Source organism: Streptomyces sp. NPDC006552, assembly GCF_040611655.1.
Taxonomy (GTDB): Bacteria; Actinomycetota; Actinomycetes; order Streptomycetales; family Streptomycetaceae; genus Streptomyces.
The window spans coordinates 61499-85426 of record NZ_JBEXOS010000008.1 but is presented as its reverse complement, the minus strand read 5'-3'; the positions used below and the strand labels follow the sequence as shown (position 1 = coordinate 85426).

General features: G+C 71.5%; 23 protein-coding genes. 12 read left to right on the top strand and 11 right to left on the bottom strand.

Features of this window, described 5'->3' with window-relative positions; genetic code table 11:
- Positions 1 to 5: 5 nt before the first annotated feature.
- The 3 genes from ABZY33_RS07525 to ABZY33_RS07515 all read right to left on the bottom strand — a co-directional run bounded on the left by ABZY33_RS07525 (position 6) and on the right by ABZY33_RS07515 (position 3344).
- Positions 6 to 737 (bottom strand): ABC transporter permease, encoded by a 732-nt coding sequence (locus ABZY33_RS07525; RefSeq protein ID WP_356490619.1) that lies wholly within the window; start codon positions 735 to 737, stop codon positions 6 to 8.
- 232 nt (positions 738 to 969) lie between these two features.
- Positions 970 to 1977 (bottom strand): ATP-binding cassette domain-containing protein, encoded by a 1008-nt coding sequence (locus tag ABZY33_RS07520; protein ID WP_356490549.1) that lies wholly within the window; start codon positions 1975 to 1977, stop codon positions 970 to 972.
- Positions 1978 to 2408: 431 nt separating this feature from the next.
- Complete coding sequence (locus ABZY33_RS07515) at positions 2409 to 3344, bottom strand: hypothetical protein (protein ID WP_356490548.1); 936 nt, start codon at positions 3342 to 3344, stop codon at positions 2409 to 2411.
- A gap of 431 nt (positions 3345 to 3775) precedes the next feature.
- Here ABZY33_RS07515 and ABZY33_RS07510 point away from each other — a divergent pair, with 431 nt between their 5' ends.
- The 3 genes from ABZY33_RS07510 to ABZY33_RS07500 all read left to right on the top strand — a co-directional run bounded on the left by ABZY33_RS07510 (position 3776) and on the right by ABZY33_RS07500 (position 7425).
- Entirely contained in the window at positions 3776 to 4378 is a 603-nt protein-coding gene (locus ABZY33_RS07510) for a hypothetical protein (protein ID WP_356490547.1), read from the top strand.
- A gap of 115 nt (positions 4379 to 4493) precedes the next feature.
- The gene (locus ABZY33_RS07505) at positions 4494 to 6017 is read left to right on the top strand and encodes a DUF6801 domain-containing protein (protein WP_356490546.1); all 1524 of its coding nucleotides are present in this window, start codon (positions 4494 to 4496) and stop codon (positions 6015 to 6017) included.
- Positions 6018 to 6216: 199 nt separating this feature from the next.
- A complete protein-coding gene (locus ABZY33_RS07500) occupies positions 6217 to 7425 on the top strand; it encodes a helix-turn-helix domain-containing protein (protein ID WP_356490545.1) in 1209 nt (402 codons plus the stop codon).
- On the opposite strand, the gene ABZY33_RS07495 is transcribed toward ABZY33_RS07500, so the two are convergent.
- From ABZY33_RS07495 to ABZY33_RS07485, 3 genes are read right to left on the bottom strand one after another with little or no spacing between them, the layout of a single operon-like run.
- A complete protein-coding gene (locus tag ABZY33_RS07495; protein ID WP_356490544.1) occupies positions 7413 to 7673 on the bottom strand; it encodes a DUF397 domain-containing protein in 261 nt (86 codons plus the stop codon). The two genes, ABZY33_RS07500 and ABZY33_RS07495, sit on opposite strands and share 13 nt — an antisense overlap.
- Positions 7642 to 8487: a helix-turn-helix transcriptional regulator gene (locus tag ABZY33_RS07490; protein ID WP_356490543.1), complete on the bottom strand. Its 846-nt coding sequence runs from the start codon at positions 8485 to 8487 to the stop codon at positions 7642 to 7644. Before ABZY33_RS07490 ends, ABZY33_RS07495 begins: the two co-directional genes overlap by 32 nt.
- A 31-nt stretch (positions 8488 to 8518) precedes the next feature.
- Positions 8519 to 10531, bottom strand: a complete 2013-nt coding sequence (locus tag ABZY33_RS07485; protein WP_356490542.1) for a bifunctional glycosyltransferase 87/phosphatase PAP2 family protein — start codon at positions 10529 to 10531, stop codon at positions 8519 to 8521.
- A 444-nt stretch (positions 10532 to 10975) separates the two neighbouring features.
- On the opposite strand from ABZY33_RS07485, the gene ABZY33_RS07480 reads away from it, so the two are divergent.
- A complete protein-coding gene (locus tag ABZY33_RS07480) occupies positions 10976 to 12343 on the top strand; it encodes an MFS transporter (RefSeq protein WP_356490618.1) in 1368 nt (455 codons plus the stop codon).
- Positions 12344 to 12390: 47 nt separating this feature from the next.
- Here the strand turns inward: ABZY33_RS07480 and ABZY33_RS07475 are convergent, their stop codons facing one another.
- Positions 12391 to 12792, bottom strand: coding sequence for a hypothetical protein (locus ABZY33_RS07475; RefSeq protein ID WP_356490541.1), 402 nt, complete (start codon positions 12790 to 12792; stop codon positions 12391 to 12393).
- A 94-nt stretch (positions 12793 to 12886) separates the two neighbouring features.
- Between ABZY33_RS07475 and ABZY33_RS07470 the strand changes: the two genes are divergently transcribed.
- The 4 genes from ABZY33_RS07470 to ABZY33_RS07455 all read left to right on the top strand — a co-directional run bounded on the left by ABZY33_RS07470 (position 12887) and on the right by ABZY33_RS07455 (position 14992).
- Positions 12887 to 13312, top strand: coding sequence for a DUF1992 domain-containing protein (locus ABZY33_RS07470; RefSeq protein WP_356490540.1), 426 nt, complete (start codon positions 12887 to 12889; stop codon positions 13310 to 13312).
- Between the two features lie 4 nt (positions 13313 to 13316).
- Positions 13317 to 13634, top strand: a complete 318-nt coding sequence (locus tag ABZY33_RS07465; protein ID WP_356490539.1) for an antibiotic biosynthesis monooxygenase — start codon at positions 13317 to 13319, stop codon at positions 13632 to 13634.
- A gap of 204 nt (positions 13635 to 13838) precedes the next feature.
- Entirely contained in the window at positions 13839 to 14255 is a 417-nt protein-coding gene (locus ABZY33_RS07460; RefSeq protein ID WP_356490538.1) for a hypothetical protein, read from the top strand.
- Positions 14256 to 14362: 107 nt separating this feature from the next.
- Entirely contained in the window at positions 14363 to 14992 is a 630-nt protein-coding gene (locus tag ABZY33_RS07455; protein WP_356490537.1) for a glyoxalase, read from the top strand.
- Between the two features lie 9 nt (positions 14993 to 15001).
- On the opposite strand, the gene ABZY33_RS07450 is transcribed toward ABZY33_RS07455, so the two are convergent.
- Both ABZY33_RS07450 and ABZY33_RS07445 read right to left on the bottom strand, forming a co-directional pair.
- The gene (locus ABZY33_RS07450) at positions 15002 to 15667 is read right to left on the bottom strand and encodes a hypothetical protein (RefSeq protein ID WP_356490617.1); all 666 of its coding nucleotides are present in this window, start codon (positions 15665 to 15667) and stop codon (positions 15002 to 15004) included.
- Positions 15668 to 15838: 171 nt separating this feature from the next.
- On the bottom strand, positions 15839 to 16510 hold the full coding sequence (locus ABZY33_RS07445; protein ID WP_356490536.1) for a hypothetical protein: 672 nt from the start codon (positions 16508 to 16510) through the stop codon (positions 15839 to 15841).
- 171 nt (positions 16511 to 16681) lie between these two features.
- Here ABZY33_RS07445 and ABZY33_RS07440 point away from each other — a divergent pair, with 171 nt between their 5' ends.
- Positions 16682 to 17182, top strand: coding sequence for a GNAT family N-acetyltransferase (locus tag ABZY33_RS07440; protein WP_356490535.1), 501 nt, complete (start codon positions 16682 to 16684; stop codon positions 17180 to 17182).
- Between the two features lie 22 nt (positions 17183 to 17204).
- Here ABZY33_RS07440 and ABZY33_RS07435 read toward each other — a convergent pair whose 3' ends face one another.
- On the bottom strand, positions 17205 to 19208 hold the full coding sequence (locus tag ABZY33_RS07435) for an MFS transporter (RefSeq protein ID WP_356490616.1): 2004 nt from the start codon (positions 19206 to 19208) through the stop codon (positions 17205 to 17207).
- 314 nt (positions 19209 to 19522) lie between these two features.
- Between ABZY33_RS07435 and ABZY33_RS07430 the strand changes: the two genes are divergently transcribed.
- The gene (locus ABZY33_RS07430; RefSeq protein ID WP_356490534.1) at positions 19523 to 20272 is read left to right on the top strand and encodes a peptidoglycan-binding domain-containing protein; all 750 of its coding nucleotides are present in this window, start codon (positions 19523 to 19525) and stop codon (positions 20270 to 20272) included.
- A 49-nt stretch (positions 20273 to 20321) separates the two neighbouring features.
- On the opposite strand, the gene ABZY33_RS07425 is transcribed toward ABZY33_RS07430, so the two are convergent.
- The gene (locus ABZY33_RS07425) at positions 20322 to 20990 is read right to left on the bottom strand and encodes an HAD-IA family hydrolase (protein ID WP_356490533.1); all 669 of its coding nucleotides are present in this window, start codon (positions 20988 to 20990) and stop codon (positions 20322 to 20324) included.
- 453 nt (positions 20991 to 21443) lie between these two features.
- Between ABZY33_RS07425 and ABZY33_RS07420 the strand changes: the two genes are divergently transcribed.
- On the top strand, positions 21444 to 22097 hold the full coding sequence (locus tag ABZY33_RS07420; protein ID WP_356490532.1) for an HNH endonuclease family protein: 654 nt from the start codon (positions 21444 to 21446) through the stop codon (positions 22095 to 22097).
- A gap of 133 nt (positions 22098 to 22230) precedes the next feature.
- The gene (locus tag ABZY33_RS07415) at positions 22231 to 23916 is read left to right on the top strand and encodes an alkaline phosphatase D family protein (RefSeq protein WP_356490531.1); all 1686 of its coding nucleotides are present in this window, start codon (positions 22231 to 22233) and stop codon (positions 23914 to 23916) included.
- Positions 23917 to 23928 lie beyond the last annotated feature (12 nt).

The following is a 23928-nucleotide window of genomic DNA, read 5'->3' as shown; positions in this document are numbered from 1 at the left end:
CGGATTCAGCCTCCCTTCGGGGGGACGATCTGGAGGTAGATGCCGGTCATCACCATGTTCACGAAGAACAGCAGGATGAAGGTGATGACGACGGACTGGTTGACGGCGTCGCCCACGCCTTTGGGGCCGCCGCGCGGATTGAGCCCGCGGTAGGCGGCGACGATCCCGGCGATGAACCCGAAGATGAGCGCCTTCAGCTCGCTGATGTAGAGGTCGGGGAGCTGGGCGAGGGCGGAGAAGCTCTGCAAGTAGGCGCCGGGGGTGCCGTGTTGCAGGATGACGTTGAAGAAGTAGCCGCCGAGGGTGCCGACGACGGAGACCATGCCGTTGAGCAGGAGCGCGACCGTCATCGTGGCGAGCACGCGGGGCACGACGAGGCGCTGGACCGGTGAGACGCCCATGACGGTCATCGCGTCCAGCTCTTCGCGGATCTTGCGCGAGCCGAGGTCGGCGCAGATGGCGGAGCCGCCGGCGCCCGCGATGAGCAGGGCGACGATGAGGGGGCTGGCCTGCTGGATGACGGCCAGGACGCTGGCGCCGCCGGTGAAGGACTGGGCGCCGAGCTGCTGGGTCAGTGACCCGACCTGGAGCGCGATGACGGCGCCGAACGGGATCGACACGAGCGCGGCCGGCAGGATGGTGACACTCGCGATGAACCAGAACTGCTCGACGAACTCCCGGAACTGGAACGGCCGCCGGAAGGTCGCCCGCGCGACTTCGAGCCCGAGCGCGAACAGGTTGCCGGTCTGCCGGAGGGGCCCGAGGAGCGGATTGGGGGTACGGGGCGCGCCGCGTCGTCCCTTGACGTCGGTGACGGGGGGCGCCTGGGGCGCGGGGCCCGGAACTTTGTTGTCGACGCTCACTGGGTCACCGCCATGAACAAGCCTCTCCGGCGATTGCGGAGCGGGGTCCGGGGCAGAGCCCCGTGACCTGTGCGCCCTTGCGGGGTGCGGAGACGCCGGCAGCCGGTCAAGACGCGCCCCCCACCCGCGGCATCACCACAGTCGGCTCAGCCCCGCTGGACCCGTACGTGGCCCGGATCGCCGCAGCCGCGGACGGCGGCAACGTGTCCAGCATGCCCAGCACCCGCGCCCGCCGCCGGGCGACAGCGGCCCGCTCCCCCAGCCCCGGCGAGGGCTGGAGCTGCGGCACGAGGGCCCGCGGCTCCACCACCGCCCCGCCCCCGGAAGCCTCAGCGGCAAGCGTCGCCGCGTCCTTCTCCTCCGACATCCCGATGGGCCCCGCCTTGCTGGCGGTGAGGAACTGCGCCACGACCGGTTCCCGGCTGGTCAGCAGCACCTCCCGCGGCCCGAACGTCACGAGCTGCCGCCGGAAGAGCATCCCCATGTTGTCCGGCACGGTCGCCGCGATGTCGAGGTTGTGGGTGACGATGAGCATCGTCGCGTCGATCTTGGTGTTCAGGTCGATGAGCAGCTGGGAGATGAACGCGGTGCGGACCGGGTCGAGCCCGGAGTCGGGCTCGTCGCAGAGGATGATCTGCGGGTCCAGGACGAGGGCCCGCGCGAGCCCGGCCCGCTTGCGCATGCCGCCGCTGATCTCGCCGGGCAACTTCCCCTCGGCGCCCAGGAGTCCGACGACCTCGATCCGCTCCATGACGATGCGGCGGATCTCCGATTCCTTCTTCTTGGTGTGCTCGCGCAGCGGGAAGGCGATGTTGTCGAAGAGGTTCATCGACCCGAACATGGCGCCGTCCTGGAACATCAGCCCGAACAGCTTGCGGGCCTCCATGATGTCCCGCTCGGGGCTGCGCGCCATGTCGACGCCGTTGACGAGGACGCGCCCGCGCTCGGGCTTGAGCAGACCGATCAGCGACTTCAGGAAGACGGTCTTGCCGGTGCCGGAGGGGCCGAGCATGACGCTCACCTCGCCGGCGGGCAGCGTGAGACTGACGTCCTGCCAGATCTGCTGCTTGCCGAAGGACTTGGTGAGCCCTTCGACCTTCACTTCGATTCCCATCGCTTCTCACCTTCAGCGAGCGAGCTCGGCAGCGCACGGTAATTCGCTTCATACGCGCCGGACAAGATCCCGGAGCGGCCGCCCCGAATCTTCCTGAAAACTTGTCATCCGGTGACAAGAGAGTGGCTCTCCCTTGTCGGAGGATGAGTGAAAGTCCGAGGCGGGACCCCGTCCCACCGGGGGTACGGCGAAGGCGGGGCCCCGCCACGGGGACACCGGCCGGAAGGAGGGCGCCGACCGGATCTCCGGCAACTCCGGGCCGACGGATGCATCGACCTGGAGAGAAGAAACTTTTTCCGACGTTACGGCCGAGTAACCTTGCCTAGCAATACCGGTAGGCCACATTTCCGGCCCCGATTCCGGGACCCCGTGGTTTGTCACCGGGCGACAAGATCCGGCGCATCCCGCGGGTTCCCGGGCGGGGCCGGCGCTCACTTGACCGCCGAGTGCCAGTACTGGGAGAAGACCTTGCCCTGGTTCGGGGCGGCGGCGCCCGGGTCGTTCAGGGTGCCCAGGTAGGTCTGGGTGTTGTTGAGCTTGAGGCTGTTGACGCCCGAGGCGGCCGGGAGGCCGGACTTGAGGTTGACGGCCCAGTTGAAGGCGCCGAGCCCCAGGGGACCGCAGCCGCTCGCGCCCGGCGCGGCGAAGGTGACGTCCTGCTGGGTCGAGCCGGTCAGCGCGAGCCGGCCGAAGGGGCCGTCCGCCGCGGGCGTGCCGTTGGACGTGGCGCTGTCCGCGGCGATGTCCGGCGCCGCGACGTTCTGCGGGCGCAGCACGATGGGGGCGGACTTGGTGCCGATGTAGCAGTTGCCGCCGATGAGCGGGTTGCTGAGGTGGATGCGGACCGGTATCGAGATGATCGGCTGGCCCTCTGAGGCTCCGGCGAGCAACTGGAAGTCCGAGGGCGTGCCCACGGATTCGACGGTCGCCACGATCCGGTTGAGCGTGCTGTTGGTGATCTGCCCGCAGAGAGCGCTGACCACCGGCACCGAGCTGGGGCACATCAGCCCGAGCAGGCCGCCGGGGAGGTCGGCGGGGGCGGCGACGAGCGCGCCGTCCGACGGGGCGACCACCGAGTTGGTGCCGTCGGCGTGGGTGATGATGCCCGCCTGGAGGTCGGTCTTCCCGGTCGGGACGACCGAGCTGCCGATCTTGATGACCCCGCTGGCCGAGCTGGAGGAGATGCACGTCGCCTGGTCGTCGATGCCGTCGGCGCCCAGCATGGCCGCGTTGTCGACCGGGCAGCGGTTGAACGGCGCCCAGTTCCCGTTCAACTGAGTGCCGGCCGCGCTGGAGGTGCCGATGGAGGCGATCGTCGCCAGGGCGGCCGTCGCGCCGAGGACGGACATACGTCTGAGAGTGGCCATGCCGGTTTTCCCTTCTCGTAGGGGAATGCGAGCCCGGACGTTACTCACGGGAAACCTTTCGCACAATGGGCCTTGCTGACACTTCTTCCACTACTCGCGGGTTTAGCGTCGAGTGAGCATCCGCCACCGCTGTTTGCGCACTGGGTGAGTGTTTCCCGGAGCGCGGCGCAAACTCCTCACTCGCGGACAAGGAAAGTTGCACGATCTATGTCCGGGGAGACAAGAAAAACTGCGCGTTCTGATCCTTCCGAGGAACCTCGGACTTTCTTATTGCGGCTTTCGGTTACTGGCTCGTAACGTCCGTCCTGAAGGCGCCGCAGGTTGGCCTGTGGCCGATTGCCCGCGGTTGCCTGACGTTGCGACACGGTCGCGTCACCGCGAAGCGGTCACGCTCCCCCTCAATTCACCCTCGTTCACGCGGAGGAACCACTGTGCGCAGATTCGCCCGTAACACCGCCCTCGCCGCTGCCGCGCTCGGCTCGGCCGTCGGACTCTCCATCTCGTCGGCCTCGGCGACGGCTCTGGCCACGTACACGGTCACGCCTGGTGGGGCGTACACGGCCAACGCCAGCGGCCCGACGCTGAAGGTCGGCACCACCACGCTGAACTGCACCTCGTCACAGGCCAAGGGCACCCTGAAGTCCGGTTCCGGCCTGGCCGGCGCGCAGATCGGCAAGATCACCACGCTGTCGTTCAGCGGCTGCACCGTCGCCGGTATCCCGTTCACGGTCTCCAGCACCGCGTCGACCACCACGCCCTTCTACATCAACGCCACGGGCACGACGGCGAACCACATCGACGGCAACATCAGCGGCATCAACGCCAGCATCAGCGGCACGGGCTGCCACGCGACCTTCGTGGGCACCACGAACGGCTACTACGAGAACACCTCGAACTCGCTGAACATCACCGGCGGCGGCTCCCTCGCCGCGCAGTCGGGCGCCAGCTGCCTGGGCCTGATCACCGCCGGCGCGCACGCGGACTTCAAGGCGAAGTACGTGCTGACCAGCACGCAGACGATCACCTCCCCGTGATCGCGTAGCAGTGCGAAGCCCGTCGCCGGGTCACCACTCGGCGGCGGGCGTGCACGCGTTTGCGGGGCAGGTCCGGCGCGGGCGAGGGAACACGACTTCAGGAGGCAAGGACCAGATGAATGCGAACGGGAAGCGGACAGGGACCGACTCACGACGCCTGGTGCGGGTGGCGTCGGTGGCCTCGGCCGCACTGGTCGCCGGGCTGCTGTCGGGTTCTGGTTCGCAGGCCGATGAAAAGCCCCTCCCCTCCGTCGAGTTGGCATACGAGTGCACCCTCCCGCCGGCTTCGGGGAGCGATGCCACGGCGCCGGCGGTGAAGCTGGACGCCACGGTGAAGGTGTCCACCCAGGCGCCGGCGACCGCCGTCACGGGTCAACCGATCCAGATCGGTCCCGTGCAGGTCGACACGCGGTTGCCCCGCGCGGTACTGGCCGCATCGCTGCCTGCCGGAGCCGAGTTGACGAGTGAGGCGGCCCTCGGCGTTCAGGTGCGGCAGAACAAGGACACGGCGGATGCGACCTGGTCCGGTCTCGGTGCCCGGACCACCGTCCCGGCGGAGGGCCCGGACATCACCCTGGCCCACACCGGAGACGTCGCCTCCGTCACCGTGAACGCGTCGGGCACCGTCGAACTCCTCGCACGGCAACTGGTGCTGACGGTGTCCCCCGCGAACGCGAGTCCCGTCACCGCCACCTGCTCACCGGCCGAGGGCGCCGATCCGCTACTGGCCCGGATCGCCGTCCCTGGTGACCCCGAGACGGACCCGGGCGGTTCCTCGCCATCGAGTTCACCGACGGACGACAGCGGTGAGGACACGAGCGACGGCGTCACCGTCACTCCGAAGGACGAGCCGAAGGCGGAAGCCACCACGTGCGGTCCGCGGCCGAAGGGCGAGCCCGACCTCAGTCAGGTGCCACTTCCGCCCGGTCAGAACCCCACCCCATTTCCCATCGACGGCATCCAGAGCTGCGCCTACGCCGTGGGACTCGCCACGGTGCGCAAGCAGAACGGCTCGATGATCATCAATGATCCGTCCGCGTCACCTGCGCTGATGGACGTCGACGGCGCCATGCAGGTCGCCAACTACTACAACGAAGAGACCCAGGAGAACTATCTCCGGCTCGACTCCGTCGGACTGCTCACCCTTCCGGACGCCACGTCGACCTTCCTCGGCTTCGGCTTCGTTCCCGTGTCCGCGAAAGTGGCGTTCGAGAACAGCCCGATCAGCATCTCCACCGGCAACATGACCGGCCCACTTGACCCGTTCGCCGTGGTGACGTTCGTCCAGACCCTCCGCATCCGCTCCGTGAAGGTGAACGGAACCACCCTCCCGGTCGGCTCCAGCTGCCGCACCGAGAAGCCCTTCCGGGTGACCCTGCGCGGAAAGTTCGGCGCGGACGGCAGCGGAAGCTACGTCAACGTCTTCGCGGGTGGTCTCCTCTCCGGCAAGGTCACGATCCCCGCCTTCACCGGCTGCGGGGTCGGCGGCGAGAACCTCAACCCGCTCTTCACCGCGTCCATCAGCGGTCCGGACAACCTGATTTCCATGAATCAGGCCCCTGTCTGCGGTCTCGACCCCGCCGGCGCGTTCGGCTGCCCGCCGGTAGTGCCCTCCCTGCCCCCGTTCAAGCTGCCGTGACCATCCCCACCGTCCCATCACTTCTCAGCCACATTCCCCACGCCGCACTCGTTCTCTGTGCAACAGATGTACAACGCACAGTAGTTGATCTAATTTCATAGGTCCTATTGGTATGCATCTGGCGAGCGGGACAGCTGCGCACCCGTGCGTCGTCCCGCCCGGCTCCCACCCGGCGCTCGGACAAGCGAGGAAAGTGGCCATGCCCCTGCCCGCGCACACGAAGGATGTCGACGACCCCCTGGGTCCACTGCCCCGTGAGTTCGCCCGCATCATGCGCCCCGAACTCCCCGGTCTGATCAAGGAGATCGGGGTCGAGGTCACGCGCGCGTTCCCGGAGTACGCCGCGTTGCTGAGCGGACCGAACGAGACGGCGATCCGGCAGGGCGTCGAGCAGAGCCTGAAGGCCTTCGTGGACCGGGTCGCCGACCCCGACGCCTCGACCGCGACCCGCGACGAACTGCTGCGCACGTTCGGCCGCGTCGAGGCGTACGAGGGCCGGGACCTCAACACGCTCCAGGGCGCCTACCGCCTCGGCGCCCGGGTCGCGTTACGCCGCGCGAAGGATCTGGGCCGCCGCTTCGACCTCTCCCCCGGCCTCCTGCTGACCTTCGCCGAGGCCCTCTTCGCCTACGTCGGAGAGCTGGAGGAGCTGTCCCACGAGGGGTACATGGAGGTGCAGTCGCGCACGGGCGCGGCGGGCGAGGTCCTGCGAAGACGGCTGCTGCACCTGCTGCTGGCGGGCACACCGCTGACGCACGCCACCATCAACAGCCTGTGCGAACAGTCGGGCTGGCAGCTTCCCGCCGAAGTGACCATGATCGCCTTACGGATCCCCGCCGAGTACGTCCAGGCGGGCCTGCCCACCGACGTCCTCGCGGACCTCGGCGCCCCCCAACCGCACCTGCTGATCCCCGGCCCGCTCACCGCGGAGCGCCGCGCCATGCTCGCGGGCGCCGCCCCCGGCAGCTCGTACGCCATCGGCCTGACCGTGCCCACCGAGCAGGCCGCCGACTCGCTGCGCTGGGCCCGGCAGGTGCTGCAACTCGTGGACGACGGGATCGTGCCCGACGCCCAGGTCATCGAGGCCGGCGACCACTTGACGACCCTGTGGCTGCTCTCCGACCCGGCCCTGGTCACCCAGCTCGCCGCGCGCGAACTCGCCCCGCTCGACAAGGCGTCCGGCGCGCGCCGGGCCCGCCTGGTGGAGACGCTGCACGCCTGGCTGACGACGCGCGGCACCGCGCACGAGGTCGGCAGCATGCTCAACGTGCACGCCCAGACCGTCCGCTACCGGCTGCGCAATCTCGACTCGCACTACGGCGACTGGCTGGAGGACCCCGATCACCGCTTCGCCCTGGAGGCGGCGCTGCGCGCGCTGCACCTCCAGGGCAAGGACTACGCGGAGTAGACCCGCACGAACGCGCCGAACGCCTCCGGCGAGAACGCGATGCTCGGGCCCGCAGGGTCCTTCGAGTCCCGCACGGCGACAGCGGCACAGGGGGTCCCGGCGACCTCCACGCACTCACCGCCCTGGGCACCGCTGTACGTGGACTTCTGCCAGGCGAGCGCGCCGACGGGAGCGCACTCGACACAGTCACCACCCTGGTCGCCGCTGTAACTGGACCTACGCCACTGGATGTTCGTCGACTTCGGCATAGTGCTCCTCCATCACGTACCGGATCAGCTCCGCCGAGTCCCGCACGGACAGAGCAGCGGCTTGCAGGTGATCGTAACGGAGCGAGCAGTCCTTGACGGTGGCCGGATCGGCAGTCGGGTGCCCTTGCCCGTACCCCTCGGTGTAGACGATGGGCGGGTCGGACGGGAAGCGGTAGAGGTTGTACGAGCCCTGCGCCCCCGCGTGCGGGCCCGCCGAGAACGGCAGTACCTGCACATTGACCCGCGGATCGTTCTCGTACGACAGCAGCCGCTCGAACTGGCGCCGCATCGCCGCCTGTTGACCGACCCCCATGTCCTGGTAGAGCACGCCCTCGCCGAGGATCAGCCAGACCAGCGGCGGTTGCTCCTTGTCCAGGATGCGCTGGCGGGCGAGCCGGACCTCCGTGCGGTCGTCGAGGTGCTCCTGGTCGAGCGCGCCGAGCACGGCCCGCGCGTACTCCCGGGTCTGGAGCAGCCCGTGCACCAGGTGGGTGTGGAAGGCGCGGATCTCGACCGCGCGCGCCTCCAACTCGGCGACCTGCTGGAACCAGACCGGCAATCGGGAGCGCAGGACGAGGCCGACCAGCCGCGAGAAGAAGCCGTCCGTGCCGAGCCCGGCGTCGAGGCGCTCGCTGAACTCCGGGGTCGGCAGCTTGCGGGCACTCTCGATCTGGCCCACCAGGGACCCCGTGTAGTTGAGGATCGCGCCCAGCTTGTCCTGGGTCAGACCGGCGGCCTCCCGGTGCCGTCGCAGCTCGAAGCCGTAGTAGTCGAGCGGTGAGGCGCTCGGGTCGAGGACGTTCACGTTGGCCATGCAGCCCCCTCAGGTCGGCTGCACAGCGTAGTCAACTCGCTACGGGTGCACCCGGATCGGGGAGGGAATCCACCTGTGCGGGTGGTTCTTCCCGGGTTCGTGCCCGGGGGCCCTGGAGCGCGTAGGTGAGGAGGAAGCCGAGGCCGACGACGGTCGCGCCGCCCACCGCGTCGAGGACCCAGTGGTTGCCGGTGCCGACGATCGCGGAGACCGTGCACAGGGGGTGGATGACCCCGAGGGCCTTCACCCACTTCCGGCGCGCCAGGACCACGATGACGATGCCGCACCACAGGGACCAGCCGAAGTGCAGCGAGGGCATCGCCGCGTACTGGTTCGTGAGCTGGGTGAGCGTGCCGTAGTCGGGCTTGGAGAAGTCCTGGGCGCCGTGCACGGTGTCGATGAAGCCGAGCCCGGGCATCAGCCGCGGCGGGGCGAGCGGGTAGGCCCAGAAGCCGACGAGGGCGAGCAGCGTGGCGAAGCCGAGGGCCGAGCGGGCCCAGCGGTACTCGGCGGGGCGGCGCACGTACATGAGCGCGAGGAGGCTGAGCGGGACCACGAAGTGGAACGACGTGTAGTAGAAGTTGAAGAAGTCCTTCAGCCAGGTGGCGTGCAGGGCGACCGAGTGGTTGACCCAGTGCTCGATGTCGAGGTGCAGGAACTTCTCGACGGAGTGGATCTGCTGCCCGTGGTGCTCGGCGGTGGCCCGGCCGCCGGAGATGGTGCCGCCGGTCGCGGCGAGCCGCACCTGCTGGTAGGCGGAGTAGCCGACGCGGATGAGGAGCAGTTCGAGGATGAGGTTCGGGCGGGTGGTGACCCGGCGCCAGACCGGCACGAGCGGCACCCGGGCCCAGCGGGCGGGGACGGGCGCCGCGTAGGCGGTCGGGACCGGGTCCTCGTACCGGGGTGAGGTCCGGGAGAGGAAGGGGACGGCGCAGGCGGCGGCAAGGGCCGCGATCAGCACGACGTTGTCCCGCACCGGTTCGAGCGACGCCATCTCCGGCAGCAGCATCTTCGGCGGCAGCGTCAGCGCGAGGACGACGAGGACCGGCCACATGGGGCGGTCGGAGGCGCGCTTGCCGACCCGGCCGACGACGGCGAGGAGCACCCACAGCAGCTGGTGCTGCCAGGTCGTCGGGGAGACGGCGACGGCGACACAGCCCGTGACGGCGACGGCGAGCAGTAGCTGTCCGTCGCGCGCGTACGTGACGGCGCGGCGCAGCCCGAGTACGGCGACCACCGCGCCGAGGGCGAGGAAGAGCACCTTCTCCGCCGGGCCCGCCAGGCCGAACCGGAGCAGCATGCCGTGCAGCGACTGGTTGGCGCCGGCGGCCGGGTCGGTGGCCAGGCCGGCGCCCGCCAGGTGATGTATCCAGTACGTCCACGAGTCGTGCGGCATCGCCGCCCAGGCGACGGCCGTGGCGGCGGCGAAGGTTCCGGCGGTGGTCAGGGCGGCGCGTCTGCGGCCGGTGCACCAGAGCAGTGGCGCGAAGAGCAGCACCGTCGGCTGGAGGGCGGCGGCGACGCCGATGAACACGCCGGACGCGCGCTGCCCGCGAACGGTGAAGCAGCCGAGCAGGACGAGCAGGACCGGCAGGATGCTGGTCTGGCCGAGCGTGAAGGCGTTGCGCACCGGCAGGGAGAGCATCAGCAGGCTGATCGCGATCGGCGTCGCGAACAGGGACGTCCGGCGCGAGACGGGCGCCGGCAGGGCGCGGGCGGCGACCACGCCGAGCGCGACGACGAGGACGAGCGAGCCGAAGGTCCAGCCCCAGCCGAGCGCCTGCTCGGCGGCGCGGGAGAGCGGTTTGAGGACGAGCCCGGCGAAGGGGGTGCCGGTGAACCGGTCGGGCGCGTCGTACAGGGAGCCCTTGACGTGCAGCACGCCCTGGGGCCCGATCCAGGTCTCCAGGTCGGTGAGGCGTTCGCCGCGCGGGGTGCTGAGGACGGCGACGAGCTGACGTGCGGCGAGTACCGCGGCGAGCAGCCACAAGCCGGCGCGCACGGCGCTCATCCGTCCCGTCGCCGCGTCCGCCGGTCCCGTCATCGGCCTTCCGTGCTCCACGTTCGCCACGCGCTCCCGGCCCTCCCGTCCGTCGGCTTCCGGACGGAAGCCCCATGTCGTCCTGGTTCGTCCTGGTCGTCCCCTAGAGGGTCGCACCGCCCCACTTGTGGGACGCACGCAACCCCCGCTTCACCTGTCCGTCGACCCGTATTTGACCGGAAGACGCCCTTCCGCGGCCGCTCCGTCGCGCCGCCCACGGGCTTGGTTCCGCGACAAAGATCACAGATTCGCTTGTTTGCGATGCGTAAAGCTATCGGAGTTTTAGCAGGTCAGAGCTGATTTATGGACGTAACGCACTGGAATCCTCACGATCCGTCACGTTCCCGGACGCCCCTATGGTCGTTTTGAGGCCGTTCCCCGGGGACGGCCTCTGCCCTTGTCCCCCACGAAAGGCAGGCGAGCGGACCCTTGGCCAGCGCCACGACCATCGCAGTCAGTACCGGCAAGGTCGCCACCCCGGTGCGCGGCCGTACCGCCACCGATGTCACCGTCACCGATCCCTCGCTGGTCAAGCGCGCGGTCAAGGCCGCGGCGCTCGGCAACGCGATGGAGTGGTTCGACTTCGGCGTCTACGGCTACCTGACCGCGACGCTCGGCCACGTCTTCTTCCCGACGGCGTCGAGCACGGCGCAGGTCCTCTCCACGCTCGGCACGTTCGCCGCCGCCTTCCTGGTGCGCCCGATCGGCGGCGCCTTCTTCGGCCCGCTCGGCGACCGCATCGGCCGGCAGCGCGTGCTCGCCATCACCATGATCATGATGGCGGCGGGCACCTTCGCGATCGGCCTGATCCCGTCGTACGGCACCATCGGCGTGTGGGCGCCGGTGCTACTGATCGTGGCACGCATGCTCCAGGGCTTCTCGACGGGGGGCGAGTACGGCGGCGCGTGCACCTTCATCGCCGAGTACGCCCCGGACAAGCGGCGCGGCTTCTTCGGCTCGTTCCTGGAGTTCGGCACGCTCGTCGGCTACGTCGTGGGCGCGGGCCTGGCGACGGCGCTGACCACGCTGCTCTCCGACGGCGACCTGTACAGCTGGGGCTGGCGCCTGCCGTTCCTGATCGCCGGTCCGATCGGCCTGGTCGGGCTCTACGTGCGGATGAAGCTGGAGGAGACCCCGGCGTTCCAGAAGCTGGCGGAGGAGGCCGAGACCAAGCAGAAGGCCCTGCCCAAGCCGAAGCTGAAGGACATGTTCGTCGGCAACGGCAACGCGATGGCCATCTGTATCGCCCTCGTCCTCGTCTTCAACGTCACCGACTACATGCTGCTCTCCTACATGCCCACCTTCCTCAGCGAGGAGCTCGGCTACGACGCCACGCACGGCACGCTCATCCTCATCGGCGTGATGGTGCTGATGATGTGCGTGCAGATCCCGATGGGCCGGGCCAACGACCGCTTCGGCCACCGCGTCGTCATCGGCGCGGCCTGCGCCGGCTTCGTCCTGCTCTCCGTCCCCGCGGTGCTGCTGATCCGCGCGGGCTCCACCTGGGGCATCGCCGCCGGCCTCGCCGCCCTCGGCCTGCTCCTGGTCGGCTTCACGTCGTCGATGCCCTCGACGCTGCCCGCCCTGTTCCCGACGAAGGTCCGCTACGGCTCGCTGTCCGTCGGCTTCAACCTCTCGGTGTCCCTGTTCGGCGGCACCACCCCGCTCGTCGCGGCGGCGCTCATCGCGGCCACCGGTGACCTGATGATCCCGGCCTACTACATGATGGCCGCGGCGCTCGTCGGCGGGATCGCGGTCTGGCGCATGCGGGAGTCGGCGGGCCGCCCGCTCCCGGGCTCCCCGCCCGCGATCTGACCCGGCCGCGCCGCCGGACCGACCCCGGACGGCGCCTGCCCGGCCCCTCAACTCTCGTGGTAGAAACCCACGTTCACGCTGCGCGGGCCGCTCCGGTCGAGGACGACGACCTCACCGGAGCCGCCGCGCGGCAACCGCAACTCCCCGCCGTACGCGAGAGGTTGTCCCGGCCCCGGCGCGTCCCCGAGCCGCACCCGTACCTCCGCGGCGGGATCGCCCTGGGACCCGCGCAGCCAGCACAGGCTCCACTCCGCCCCGGGCCCGTACCGGAACTCCAGGTGCACCCGCGACACGAACAGCCAGTCCTCCGGCGTCACGAGCCGGCACGCACCGGCGTCCCGCCCCACCCGAAGCACGGCTCCGGGTTCGCTGTCCACCTCGGCCATCACCATCCCGGCCGTGGCCCCCGCGTCACCGCCGGCCATCGTGGCCATGGTCAGTTCGAGCACCGCACCCCCCGTGTCCGTGTCCCTGACAGCGGCATCCTAGGGCCTGCCGCGGGCGTCCTGGGCTGAGAACAGCGGCCTGGGCGACAATGGGGCCATGACCGAACGCAAACCTCCTGGCGTCAGTTTCGAGTCATTCGTCGACAAGCAGATCCGCGACGCCGAGCGCCGCGGCGACTTCGACGCGCTGCCCGGCGCCGGCCGCCCGCTGGGCGCGGTGAGCGACGCCCCGTACGACGAGAACTGGTGGATCAAGCAGAAGCTGGCCCGCGAGGGCCTGTCGGTCCTGCCGCCCAGCCTGGCCCTGCGCAAGGAGGCCGAGGATGCCCTGGAGGCGGCCGCGAAGGCCCCGTCGGAGACGGCGGTGCGGCGGATCATGACCGACATCAACGCCAAGATCAGCGAGATGATGTTCAAACCGCCACCGGGCCCGCCGCTGGGCCTGAAGCCGTACGACGTGGACGAGATCGTCCGCGACTGGCGGGCGTCCCGTCCGGCGCCGGATGGTGGTACGGCAGGATGACCCCATGAGCATCGTCAAGATCAACGTCCTGGCCGTCCCGGCCGAACAGCGCGAGATCCTGGAGAAGCGGTTCGCCTCCCGCGCCGGCTCCGTGGAGAACTCCGACGGCTTCGAGTGGTTCGAGCTGCTGCGCCCCGTCGAGGGCACCGACGACTACCTGGTCTACACGCGCTGGCGTGACGAGGCGGCGTTCCAGGCGTGGATGGAGGGCCCGATGAAGGCGGCCCACCAGGGCGGCGCCGACCGCCCGAAGCCGGCGTCGAGCAGCTCCTCGCTCTGGTCCTTCGAGGTCGTCCAGCAGACGGCGCCGAAGGGCGCGTAGCGCTGCGGCGGACAGGGCGTGTGCTGCACCACGGGACACGTCGGTCGACCAGGACGAGAAGCTCCTCGACACCGCGTTCGGTGACCGCTCCAACTGCGTGATGCGGCTGCCCCACCAGCGAACAGCCAGCCGTCCTGAGATCGCTTTCGGTCAAGATCTGCTTGGTCGGCATGGCAACGCGCCTGCGCCGCCACGATGTTCTGTATGGCGACTACGGGGGCAAGCAAGACACAGTTCGGTGGGCTGGGCAAATGGTGGGGAGTCCTGGCGGGTGCGCTGCTGATCGCAGCGTGGATCAACTCCGCCGCGGGACCGGCGGTGGTGGCCGGCCTGTCCGCCGCGGTACTCCTCTGGTGCTTTTTCCAGGCGCCTGTCACCTGTGGCGCACCCGTCCGCGGGCGGACAGACGGCTGCCGCAACAACGCCGCCGGCTTGTTGCTGGGGTGCCACATCCGCCAGCACCGCTGGCAGAAGCTGAAAATGCTGATCCTCCGTCGACAGTTGAGAGCCTTCTGCGCCGGGCTGTTCTCCGACGGCAAGGCGGCCATCGTCACCTTGGCCGGGCTGGGCAGCTTCGTTTCAGGTCTCGTCGCGTTGGTCCCTGGCGTTGTCGTGCATTGAAAACCTGCACCGCTGGCCCGCCGGGTGTAGGGACGCGCGGGGGCGGTGGTCGTACCGGTCAGGAATGGAGAAGCCTCGGGGGGCCCGGCGGCCCTAGCGTTGCGGACATGACCTCCCTCGCATCCGTGACCCTCGAGGTGGCCGACATCGCGGCCGCCGAACGTTTCTACGCCGCGGCCTTCGGGCTCGGCCCCGAACTGGCCCTGCGGGCCTCCCAGGAGGCGACGAGCGGTTTCCGCGGTTTCACGTTGTCGCTCACGGTCGCCCAGCCCGCCGATGTCGACGCCCTCGTCACCGCAGCCGTCGAGGCCGGCGCCACCACGGTGAAGCCGGCCTCGAAGTCGCTGTGGGGTTATGGCGGCGTCGTCCGGGCCCCGGACGGCACGCTCTGGAAGCTCGCCTCCTCCGCGAAGAAGAACACCGGCGCCGCCACCCGGAACATCGACTCGTTCGTCCTGCTGCTCGGCGTCGAGGACGTCAAGGCGAGCAAGCAGTTCTACGTCGGGCAGGGCCTGGCCGTGGACAAGAGCTTCGGCAGCAAGTACGTGCAGTTCGCCGCCGGGACCGGGGCGGTCACACTGGGCCTGTACAAGCGCGCCGCCCTGGCCAAGGACGCCGGTGTTCCCGCCGAGGGCGCGGGTTCGCACCGGATCGTGCTGGGCGGCACCGCCGGGTCGTTCACCGACCCCGACGGTTTCGCCTGGGAAGCGGCGTCCCTGGCCAGGACGGGCGAGTAGCGGCCGGAGTCACAGGCTCAGCAGGCGCTCCGCCGTCTCGCGGTAGTCCCGCAGCGCCAGCCGGAGCCGCTCCGTGTCCTCCTCGGACTCCTCCCAGGACGTGCGCAGGGTACGGCGGCGGCCCGCGAGGGTCTCGGTGAGCTTGGCCGTCAGGTCCTCCAGGACGTGGTCGGCCTCCTCCACGGCGGCCCGGGGCTGGTCCACGAACCCGGCGACGGCGTGCTTGAGCCGTCCCTCCAGGTCCTCCCGGGTGTCCGGGGCGACCAGCGCGGAGTTCGGACCGTGGGCCTCCCGGGTGCCGCCCGGACCATGCGGCCCGGAGCCATCATGGTGGCCGGTCTCGCCGTGGCGGCCGCCGGTTCCGTGCAGCCCGGTGGCGTCGGTCCGGTCGGGGTCGCGGTGGAGCCCCGCGCCGCCGGTGTCACCGGCGAACCCGGCGTCACCGTGACCGGGCTGTACGCCGGTGTCGCGGTGGTGGCCGGTGCCCTCGGGTACCGGCGCGGCGAGCGGATCGGTACCGGCCGGGACGCCCGTCCCCGGGGCCGGGGGCTGTTCCCGGGTCTCGTGCCGGGGAGCAGCCCCCGGCCGGCCCGCGCCGGGAGCGAGCGGGTCCTGCGACGGGTCGCGCCCCGCCACCGAACCGTCCTGCCGTCCCGGCACCGCGCCCTCGTGCATCCCCGGCACCGCACCCTGCTGCTGCCCGCTCACCGCTTCCTCCTGCCGTCCCGGCACCACACCGTCATGCCGCCCAGGCACCGCGTCCGCGTGGCGCCCGGGGACGGACCCCTCCTGCGGGTCCGTCGGGTAACCGTCCTGCCGTCCTCGGTCGATCTCCGTCATCGTCTCTCAACTCCCCTTCGCAAGGCGCCCCTTGAGGGGGCTCGTCGGCTCGTTCCGCGTCGTCGTGCCGTCCGGGGTCCGCCCCGCCGTGTCGTCCCTGTGGTCCCGGTGGGCGACGCGTCCGCCCGTTCCGACCAGGTCGTCGAAGAGGGCCCGTGCCTCGACCATCGCGGCCCGCAGCTCCTCCGTGCCGGACCCGTTCTCCCCGGCGCCGCCCCGGTGGGCGTGGGCCGCCAGGTGGATGCGCCGGTAGCCGTGCACATGGGGGCCGTGGTGGACGGAGAGGGCCTCGAACTGGTCGTCGTAGCGGCTGCCGTCGGGAAAGCCGCGCTCCTTCGCCAGGTCGCCGATGAGCTGGTCCGCCTCGGCGACCGCCTCCACGGGCGACTCGACGAAGCGCTCCTGGGCTGCGGCCCAGCGCGCCCGGTACCGCTCGCGGGCGGCGGGCTCCAGCTCGTGTGCGCGCAGCGAACCGTGCCGCCGCACCCGCTCGGTCAGCTCGTGCTCAGCGGCTTTCTTGTCGCCGTTGTGGTGCGCGACGACCCGCTCGTACTCGGGCCCGAAGCGGCTCTTGAGGCTCCGTCCGCCGCGGGGCTTGGTCCGCGCGGCGAAGACGCCCGCCGCGACGACGACCACGATCCCCACCACGATCAGAGCGATGATCACGCCTGTGGACATGGGTGTCTTCCCGACCTTCCCGGTATCCGTCGAATAGGGGTCAGCTGTCAACCGTGCTTACCGACAACCGGGTTGCCCGCCCCGGCGGGCTCAAACAGGCGGCGCCGTCCCCGGCGGCCGCGGGGCGCAATCCGGTTGCGCCACCGCGCCCCACCGCCCCCACAATGCGCCATGCACACCCGCTGGACCATCGCGCCCGAACCCTACGACTCCCCTGTCGCCGCCGCCCTGTGGCGGGCGTACTACACGGAGGTCAGCGACCGCTGGTATCTGCTGCACGAGGGGCACACCACCGCCCCGGCGGAGCTGGAGCGGGAGATCGCCGCCGTCTCCGGCGTCGAACTCGCCCCGCCCTGCGGCGTGTTGCTGGTCGGCCGGCACGACGGGGAGCCGGCCGGGTGCGCGGGCGTGCGGCTGGTCGACGCGGAGACCGCCGAGCTGACCCGCGTCTACGTCCGCGGGGAGCTGCGCGGCCGGGGCGGGGCGCCGCTGCTCGTGGCGGCGGCCGAGGAGGCTGCCCGCGCCCTGGGCGCGAGCCGTGTCCGCCTCGACACCCGCAGCGACCTCACGGAGGCCCGCGCCCTGTACGCCCGGCTCGGCTACGAGGAGACCGGCCGGCACAACGACGACATCTACGCCGAGCACTGGTTCCGCAAGACCCTGGTCGGTTAGGGCCTCGCGGGCGGCACCGGCGTCAGGCCGCTAGTCCCGCCCGCCCGCCACCGTCGGCATGCGGTCGCTCCGCGTCCGACCCGCACATCTCGGCGTTCAGTTCGTGGACCAGCTGGTGCAGGTCCGTGGGGCGGTCGGGCGTCCACCAGTCGCCGAGCAGCTCCGCGAGCGACTCCTCGCGAGCCGCGCCGAGCCGGGCGGCGACCGTCCTCCCCTCGTCGGTGAGGGCCAGATCGAGGCCCTCGCGCACCGCGAGCCCGCGCTCCTCCACCTGGCGCGCCGCCTCGATGATCACCGGCAGCGGGACGGCGCTGCGCTCGGCGAGGACGGCGGGCTCGGCCCAGCCGTACCGGCTGACGCGCAGGACGAGCCAGCCGGCCGCCGGGAGCAGGTCGTATCCGGCCCGCGCGGTGATCTTCTCGTAGATCTCGCGGCGCCCCTCGCGCGTCCCGAGCGTCGACAGGGCCCGCGCCACCTCGTCGTAGGAGGAGCGCTCCACGGGGTTGGAGGCGAGCGTCTGCGTCTGGTCGGGCGCGGTGACGGAGGCGCGCAGCTTGTCCTCGCGCAGGAACCAGGAGAGGACGAAGGCGGCGAGGGCGACCGGGACCGCGTAGAGGAAGACGTCGGTGATGGCGGTCGCGTACGCGTGCAGGACCGGGCCGCGCAGCGTGGGCGGGAGCGTGCCGATGCCGCGCGGGTCGGCCTTGAGCGAGTCCGGGGTGATGCCGCCGGGCACCTGCTGCCCGCTCAGCGCCGACGTGAGCTTGGTGGCCAGGCGGTTGGCGAAGACGGTGCCGAAGATCGCGACGCCGAAGGAGGCCCCGATGGAGCGGAAGAAGGTGGCGCCCGAGGTGGCGACGCCCAGGTCCTCGTAGGGCACCGCGTTCTGCACGATGAGGACGAGCACCTGCATGACGAGGCCGAGGCCGAGGCCGAAGACGAAGAAGCAGGCGCTCATCTGCCAGGTGGAGCTGGTCTCGTCGAGGTTGTGCAGCAGGAGCAGGCCGATCGTGGTGACGGCGGTGCCGGCGACGGGGAAGACCTTCCAGCGGCCGGTGCGGCTGACGATCTGGCCGGAGATGGTCGAGGAGAGCAGCAGGCCGATCACCATGGGCAGCATGTGCACGCCGGACATGGTCGGGGAGACACCCCGCACGACCTGGAGGAACGTCGGCAGGTAGGTCATCGCGCCGAACATCGCGAAGCCGACGACGAAGCTGATGACGGCGGCGAGGGTGAAGGTGCGGACCCTGAACAGTTTCATCGGCAGCACCGGCTCGGCGGCCCGGAACTCCACGCGCACGAAGAGCGCGCCGAGGACGACGCCGAACACGGCGAGGCCGATGATCTGCGGCGAGCCCCAGCCCCACGTCGTGCCGCCGAGCGAGGCGACGAGGACGAGACAGGTGGCGACGGACGCGATGAGGAAGGTGCCGAGGTAGTCGATGCGGTGCTTCCTGGCGCGGACCGGGATGTGCAGGGCGGTGGCGATGACAAGGAGCGCGACGACGCCGACCGGCAGGTTGACGTAGAAGACCCAGCGCCAGCTGAGGTGCTCGGTGAACAGGCCGCCGAGCAGCGGTCCGAGCACACTGGTCGCGCCGAAGACGGCGCCGAACAGCCCCTGGTACTTGCCGCGTTCGCGCGGGGAGACGAGGTCGCCGACGATCGCCATGGACAGCACCATCAGGCCGCCGCCGCCCAGTCCTTGCAGCGCGCGGAAGCCGATCAGCTGCGGCATGTTCTGCGCCATGCCGCAGAGCGCCGAGCCGGTCAGGAAGATCACGATGGCGAGCTGGAAGAGCCGCTTGCGCCCGTACTGGTCGCCGAGCTTGCCCCACAGCGGCGTCGCGGCGGTCGCGGCGAGCATGTACGCGGTCACCACCCAGGACAGGTGTTCGAGGCCGCCCAGGTCACTGACGATCGTCGGCAGCGCGGTGGAGACGATGGTCTGGTCGAGCGCGGCCAGCAGCATGCCGAGCAGCAGCGCCCCGATGGAGACGAGGACACCCCCGGTCTTGGCCATCTCCGCGGGCGGCGCCCGGTGCCCGCGGGAGCTGCCGCCGCCCCCCGCCGTGCCGATGTCCTGGCTGCTCATGGCCACCTCCACACGCACCCCGGCCCGGTCCGGCCGGTGCGCTCGGTCCTCTCCATCCTGGTCGGTGCGGGCCGGTTTGGCCTGTTGAGTTCCCGCCCGGCGCTGCGGGCGGGGCCCGGGGTCTGCATAATTCGCTGCAGTTCTCGGGGAGGGGGACCACGGTGAGTGGTGCGCGGCGACAGACATGTCCGGAGTGCGGGGCGGGTCCGGGGCCGGACGGGAGCCCGTCCTGCGCCTGCGAGGTGGAGGGCTTCAGTCCGCTCCGCGTCCGCCCCTACGTCACCCTGCCGGAGCCCTCCCAGCCCCCGCCCCCGCGCGTCCCCGACCCGTACGCGCACCCGCCGCTGCCGCCGGAGCGGCCCCCGGCCCGGACCGGCGAACCCGCCGGCCACGCCGACGACCCCGGGGCCCGGCCGCGCCGCGCGCCCGTGCTGCTGCTCGCGGCGGTCGCGGGGGTGCTGAGCGTGGCGGCGCTGGTGACGGTCCTGATCTCGTCGGGCGACGGCGACACCGGCGCCGCCGCGCAGCAGGCGGCCACGCCGCTGGTCACGAGCGCGGCGCCGTCCCGGCCCACGCGGAGCGCGTCGGCCACCCCCTCGCGCGCCACGAAGGCGCCCGCGGCCGCCGCGTCGTCCACGCGTCCGGCCCCGCCGCCGGCCTCCGCCCCCGCGTCGTCGTCGGTCCCGCCCTCCGGTACGCCGTCGTCGTCCCGGACGCACCCGGCGCCGGGCCCGTCCGCCTCCACGGCCTCCGGTCAGCCGCGGCCGGAGCGGGGAACGGTTCTGCGCCGCGGCGACCACGGCCCCGAGGTCTCCGAACTCCAGTACCGGCTGGGGAAGTTGAACTTGTTCGGCGGCGCCCCGGACGGCAGGTTCGACACCCGCACCGAGTACGGCGTACGGGCCTACCAGCTGGCCCGCGGGGTCCAGGGCGACATCCCGGGCACCTACGGCCCGGCGACGCGCGAGGCCCTGGAGGGGGAGACCCGCTGAGGCGGCGCCTCGGGGCGCTGGACCGGCCAGGCCGCAGGTCCGCTTCCGCTCAGCCGACGTGGAGCAGGATCTCCCCGTCCGGGCGGCCCTCGACCCGTACGGCGGTCAGGTCCGGCACCTGCACGGTGGGCCCGTGCGCGCCGGCCCGGGGCCCGACCCCGACGACCCGCATCCCCGCGGCGAGCCCGGCGGCGATACCGGCCCCGGAGTCCTCGAACACGACGCAGTCCGCCGGGTCCACTCCCAGCTCGGCGGCGCCCTTCAGGAACCCCTCGGGGTCCGGCTTGCTGGCGCCCACGCTCTCGGCCGTCACACGCACCGCCGGGTAGCGCAGCCCGGCGGCGGCCATCCGCCCGGTCGACAGCGGCACGTCCGCCGACGTGACCAGCGCGTGCGGCAGTCCGCCGGAGCGCAGCGCGTCGAGGAACGCCGCCGCGCCCGGGACGGGCACGACCCCGTCCATGTCGGCGGTCTCGGCGGCGAGCATGCGCGCGTTGTCGGCGTGGTTCTCGGCCATGGGGCGCTCGGGCAGCAGGACGGCCATGGAGGCGTACCCCTGCCGCCCGTGCACGACGCCCATGACGTGGTCGCCGTCGAGCCCGTGCGTGGCGGCCCAGCGCCGCCAGACCCGCTCGACCACGGCGTCGGAGTTGACGAGCGTGCCGTCCATGTCGAGCAGGAGGGCGCGCGCGGAGAGAACGGTGGGCGTGGCCGGCATCGGCGGGCTCCAGAGAACGCGGACGGGTGCGACAGACAAGACGAACAAGGCAGACAAGGCGGCCCCGCCCGCCGGTCAGGGTACGCGGGCGGGAACCACTTTGTTTCCTCACGGTACAAAACGGCGCCGGTGATCGCCAATCCCGGGGGGCGGGGCCACACCAAGCGCCTCCGCCCACTTCAAGCCCCTCCGGTCACCTCAAGCCCCTCCGGCGATCGAGGAGCGGGGCCCGGGGCGGAGCCCCGCGACCTCAGCACCCACCCCGCCCCACACACCACCGGACCCGGGATCAACCGCCCAATTCCCCACCTCGGACACCCACTTACCCGCCGACCCCTTGCTCCGCACACCCATTTGACGCGACCCTGTCACCACCTCAACACCTCACCGAAACCCCCTCCCCCCACGATGAGGGCCACCAGCCCACCGTCCCCCCACGACAAGGGAGTTCACATGCCCCGCCTCTACGCGCGTAACCCCCGCCGCGCAGCGATAGGCACCGGCGCCGCCACCCTCCTCACCGCCGTCACCCTCCTCACCGCCCCGGCCGCCCAGGCGGCCCCGCCCACCCCGGTCACCGCCGCCACGGCCCGCACCTACCTCGCGGAGCTGACCGTCAAGGCGGAGGGCTCCTCCGACGGCTACAGCCGCGACAAGTTCCCGCACTGGATCACCCAGTCCGGCACCTGCAACACCCGCGAGACCGTCCTCAAGCGCGACGGCACGAACGTGCAGACCGGCTCCGACTGCGCGGCCACGTCCGGGAGTTGGTACTCCGCGTACGACGGCGCCACCTGGACCGCCGCGGGCGACGTCGACATCGACCACGTCGTCCCGCTCTCCGAGGCGTGGAAGTCCGGCGCCTCCTCCTGGACGACGGCGCAGCGCCAGTCGCTCGCCAACGACCTCACCCGCCCCCAGCTCATCGCCGTCACCGACAACGTCAACCAGTCCAAGGGCGACCAGGACCCGGCCGAGTGGATGCCGCCCCGCACCGCGTACGCCTGCACGTACCTGCGGATGTACGTCCAGGTGAAGCACTACTACGACCTCTCGGTGGACTCGGCCGAGAAGTCGGCGATCCAGTCCAAGCTGAGCGGCTGCTGACGCACCCGGCACCCCCCGCACCCCCCACTCCCTCCCGGCGTTCCGTACCGTACGGACGGACCAGGGCACGACAAGCACGACGAGGCCCGACACCGGCCGGCAGGTCAGGACGTCGGAGGAGCGGAGGAGCAACGTGGTGAGCCTGCGCCTGGGACCACTGCTGAGGTACGTGGACGAGGAGGCGGCGACGGTCTGGGTCGAGACGAGCCGCCCCTGCGTCGCCGAGGTGCGCTGCGCGGACGGCGCGTCCGGCAGCACGCGCACCTTCCAGATCGACGGCCACCACTACGCGCTGGTGTCCGTCACCGGCCTCACGCCGGGCACCAGGACGGCGTACGAGGTGGCTCTGGACGGCGTCACGGTCTGGCCGGAGCCCGACTCCCGTTTCCCGGCCAGCACCATCGCCGCGCCGGCGTACGCGGCGGACACCCCCGTCCGCGTCACCTTCGGCTCCTGCCGCTGGGCCGCGCCGCCCGCCTCGGGCTCCTCCTGGCGCGAGCGGGGCCGTGAGCTGGGCGGGGAGCGCGACCCGGTCGGCCCCGACGCCCTCGACACGCTCGCCGCCCGCCTCGCCGCCGACCCGGAGGCCGACCGCCCCGACGTCCTCCTCCTCCTCGGCGACCAGGTGTACGCGGACGAGACGTCACCGGCGACGCAGGAGTGGCTGGCCCGCCGCCGCGACCTCGCGGACCCGCCCGGCACCCAGGTCGCGGACTACGAGGAGTACACGCACCTCTACTACGAGTCCTGGCTCGACCCGGAGATCCGCTGGCTGCTCTCCACGGTCCCCAGCTGCATGCTCTTCGACGACCACGACGTCATAGACGACTGGAACACGAGCGCCGCCTGGCTGCGGGACATGCGCGCCACGCCCTGGTGGCAGGAGCGCATCCTGAGCGGCCTCATGTCGTACTGGGTGCACCAGCACATCGGGAACCTCCCCCCGTCCGAACTCGCCGCCGACCCCGTGTACGCGGCGGTGCGCGAGAGCCCGGACGGCACGGACGTCCTGCGCGAGTTCGCCATGCGGGCCGACGCCGACCCCACCTGCGCCCGCTGGAGCTACCGCCGCGACTTCGGCCGCGTCCGCCTGGTGATGGTGGACACCCGCGCCGCCCGCGTCCTGGACGAACAGCACCGGGCGATGCTCGACCCGGACGAGGAGCGCTGGGTGCGCGAGCAGACCCTCGACGGGCAGGACGCCGCCGGCGGCGCCTACGACCACCTCCTCATCGGCTCGTCGCTGCCGTGGCTGCTCCCGCACCTCATCCACGACGCGGAGAACTGGAACGCGGCGATGAGCCGCGGCGAGCGCGGCCCCCGCTGGGCGCGGCGCGGCGAGAAGCTGCGCAGGCGGGCCGATCTGGAGCACTGGCCGGCGTTCCCCGCGTCGTTCGACAAGCTGACGGAGCTGGTCGCGGAGGCGGGCGGAGGGCAGGCGGCGCCCGCGACCGTCTCGGTCCTCGGCGGCGACGTGCACCACGCCTACATCGCCGAACCGACCTGGCCGGCCGCGGGCCCGGCCCCCACGGCCCGCGTCCTGCAGCTCACCTGCTCCCCCGTGCACAACTCCATCCCGGGCTACATGCAGGGCGCGTTCCGCTTCGGCTGGAGCCGCCCGGGGCGGATCCTGGGCCGCGGCCTGGCCCGGCACGCGCGCGCGGCGCTGCCCCGGATCGGCTGGCGCCGGACGGGCGGTCCCTGGTTCGGCAACCACCTGATGACGCTGACGCTGCGCGGCCGGTCCGCGGAGCTCTCCCTCGACCGGGCGGAGGAGGACCGCGGCCTCGTCGAGACGGACCGCCGCACCCTCACCTAGCCCTGGCGTCGT

Excerpts from the sequence above, each read along its gene's own strand:
- ABZY33_RS07425 (WP_356490533.1), bottom strand. The coding sequence starts at position 20,990 with ATGCCGGCCACGCCCACCGTTCTCTCCGCGCGCGCCCTCCTGCTCGAC.
- ABZY33_RS07470 (WP_356490540.1), top strand. The coding sequence starts at position 12,887 with ATGACCGAACGCAAACCTCCTGGCGTCAGTTTCGAGTCATTCGTCGAC.
- ABZY33_RS07455 (WP_356490537.1), top strand. The coding sequence starts at position 14,363 with ATGACCTCCCTCGCATCCGTGACCCTCGAGGTGGCCGACATCGCGGCC.
- ABZY33_RS07500 (WP_356490545.1), top strand. The coding sequence starts at position 6,217 with ATGCCCCTGCCCGCGCACACGAAGGATGTCGACGACCCCCTGGGTCCA.
- ABZY33_RS07515 (WP_356490548.1), bottom strand. The coding sequence starts at position 3,344 with ATGGCCACTCTCAGACGTATGTCCGTCCTCGGCGCGACGGCCGCCCTG.
- ABZY33_RS07435 (WP_356490616.1), bottom strand. The coding sequence starts at position 19,208 with ATGGCCAAGACCGGGGGTGTCCTCGTCTCCATCGGGGCGCTGCTGCTC.
- ABZY33_RS07505 (WP_356490546.1), top strand. The coding sequence starts at position 4,494 with ATGAATGCGAACGGGAAGCGGACAGGGACCGACTCACGACGCCTGGTG.
- ABZY33_RS07495 (WP_356490544.1), bottom strand. The coding sequence starts at position 7,673 with ATGCCGAAGTCGACGAACATCCAGTGGCGTAGGTCCAGTTACAGCGGC.
- ABZY33_RS07445 (WP_356490536.1), bottom strand. The coding sequence starts at position 16,510 with ATGTCCACAGGCGTGATCATCGCTCTGATCGTGGTGGGGATCGTGGTC.
- ABZY33_RS07490 (WP_356490543.1), bottom strand. The coding sequence starts at position 8,487 with ATGGCCAACGTGAACGTCCTCGACCCGAGCGCCTCACCGCTCGACTAC.
- ABZY33_RS07420 (WP_356490532.1), top strand. The coding sequence starts at position 21,444 with ATGCCCCGCCTCTACGCGCGTAACCCCCGCCGCGCAGCGATAGGCACC.
- ABZY33_RS07440 (WP_356490535.1), top strand. The coding sequence starts at position 16,682 with ATGCACACCCGCTGGACCATCGCGCCCGAACCCTACGACTCCCCTGTC.
- ABZY33_RS07485 (WP_356490542.1), bottom strand. The coding sequence starts at position 10,531 with ATGACGGGACCGGCGGACGCGGCGACGGGACGGATGAGCGCCGTGCGC.
- ABZY33_RS07450 (WP_356490617.1), bottom strand. The coding sequence starts at position 15,667 with ATGCACGAGGGCGCGGTGCCGGGACGGCAGGACGGTTCGGTGGCGGGG.
- ABZY33_RS07465 (WP_356490539.1), top strand. The coding sequence starts at position 13,317 with ATGAGCATCGTCAAGATCAACGTCCTGGCCGTCCCGGCCGAACAGCGC.
- ABZY33_RS07520 (WP_356490549.1), bottom strand. The coding sequence starts at position 1,977 with ATGGGAATCGAAGTGAAGGTCGAAGGGCTCACCAAGTCCTTCGGCAAG.
- ABZY33_RS07460 (WP_356490538.1), top strand. The coding sequence starts at position 13,839 with ATGGCGACTACGGGGGCAAGCAAGACACAGTTCGGTGGGCTGGGCAAA.